The organism is Pseudoalteromonas porphyrae (genome assembly GCF_001298125.1).
GTDB classification, from domain to species: Bacteria; Pseudomonadota; Gammaproteobacteria; order Enterobacterales; family Alteromonadaceae; genus Pseudoalteromonas; species Pseudoalteromonas neustonica.
Window position 1 is genome coordinate 1 of the sequence record NZ_LHPH01000066.1, and the last position, 1,666, is coordinate 1,666.

The 1,666-nt window shown below is 39.6% G+C and carries 2 protein-coding genes; both read right to left on the minus strand.

Features of this window, described 5'->3' with window-relative positions:
* Window positions 1–779, minus strand: a 779-nt coding sequence (locus ADS77_RS21140) for a transposase (RefSeq protein ID WP_054456216.1), incomplete at its 3' end; no start/stop codon positions are given.
* Window positions 780–1,099: 320 nt separating this feature from the next.
* Complete coding sequence (locus tag ADS77_RS21150; RefSeq protein WP_054456214.1) at window positions 1,100–1,393, minus strand: hypothetical protein; 294 nt, start codon at window positions 1,391–1,393, stop codon at window positions 1,100–1,102.
* Window positions 1,394–1,666: the final 273 nt, after the last annotated feature.

Sequence of the window (1,666 nt, forward strand, 5' to 3'; positions counted from 1 at the left end):
CCGCGTTTGCCTTCTCGTATACAACGCCCTGTTAATTCAACCAATTCAAGGTAAGATTTAAGTTCAAACGGTAGCCCTTTTGGCATAATTTGACGTGGCATACCGGCAAAACGCAATAATTTTTTTGGTTGCTTGCCCTCTGTTGCGTTTTCAATGCGTTTTTGTACACTGGTGTAGTCAGATATTTCCGGTGTTTGCGCCATTTTTGCTCTGATTGGGTTTAAATCTACATAGGCCATACAGGCGGCAAGTGCGGCTTCATCAAGCAAGGCTTGTGACTTAAAGCGGCCTTCCCAAAATCGGCCTGTGCAGTTATCTTCCTTATTGGCTTTACGCGCAATGTCTTCATTTAATAATCGCATAAACCAACTGATACTTGCTAGCCGTTCACGGTATTGGTTTACTGTTTGACTAAAAAAGATAAGTTCAGCTTTACTTAGCTTTTCACCTTGCATGTAYTTTTGAGTAAGCAAAGTGCCCTTACAGAGTTTATGCCAACGAATAACAATCGCTTTATCATTTAGTCGATTCGCTTTTTTATCATCTACATACAGGACTAAATGAGTGTGGTTACTCATGACTGCATAGGCACACACATCAATGCAAAATGCCTTCGCCAATGTGAGTAGCTTATCTTCAACCCAGCCTCTGCGATGCTCAAAAGACTTCCCTGTAAAACGGTCTTCCCCGCACAAGAAAGCACGACGAACGCAACGTGAAATACAGTGATAATACTTTGTATCAACCAAACTTACTTGACGCCTTCTTGCAATTGCCATGTGACACCCAGATTATATTTTGCACTAACTCAAAGTTAGTGCAAAATATAAAAAATACAAACTTTAGGATGGGTGTCATCGTTGTTATCGTTGTTATTGAGATAATAAGGGATACTAAAAAATTTAGACCTATGCCCTGAATAGCAATAACACAACCACCTGCAAGAGCTAGTTTATTAATAGAAGATTTAATTCCAGCGTCCATACTTTCCTTTACTGCTAACGCCCTCGTTAATGGGCAAAATATTGTTGGCTAAAATGTTGAGGAACGAAACAGCCAACTGTTTTTTGTCCTTATTTAACAGTTTGTTATAAGTAATTTACTCTGGCTTTGTTTTACTTGTTACAACGGTAATCAAGCCTGCCAACAAAAGCCAAAATGATACTACAACCACATACGCAGTAACAGACTGGGGTAACGCTCCAAACTCTTCAATTTTGAAATGTGCCTCACCCATAGCTTTTGCAACTCCAGTCCACAAAACAGGGATATTTATCCAGAATAATAAAGGAAGGAATAATAATCCAATTTTTGTTATTGCCAATAGTGGAGGTAGGTTAAATATTAAAGATATAACCAGAAAACGTTTAATTGAGAAAGCTCTAAAATTCATCGATGACTACAATCCTTTGATTACTTAATCGTGGTAGAGCGACCCATTACTGGGCCGACCCCACACAGATCCGGACGTGCGGAACTACCGCATCCGGCTCTTCAGTTATATATTCACGCGTGTAAATCACCACGTACTTAGTACCAGTCCACATGAATAAATCGCTTACTCACTCTTGGCCGCTCTATTGCGTAATACATTAACATCTTCTTGAAATTACTCCAATTATAACTGCGCCTTCCACTTCGCCTATTCAGCCATTTATATAAGCTG

Excerpts from the sequence above, each read along its gene's own strand:
- ADS77_RS21150 (WP_054456214.1), bottom strand. The coding sequence starts at position 1,393 with ATGAATTTTAGAGCTTTCTCAATTAAACGTTTTCTGGTTATATCTTTA.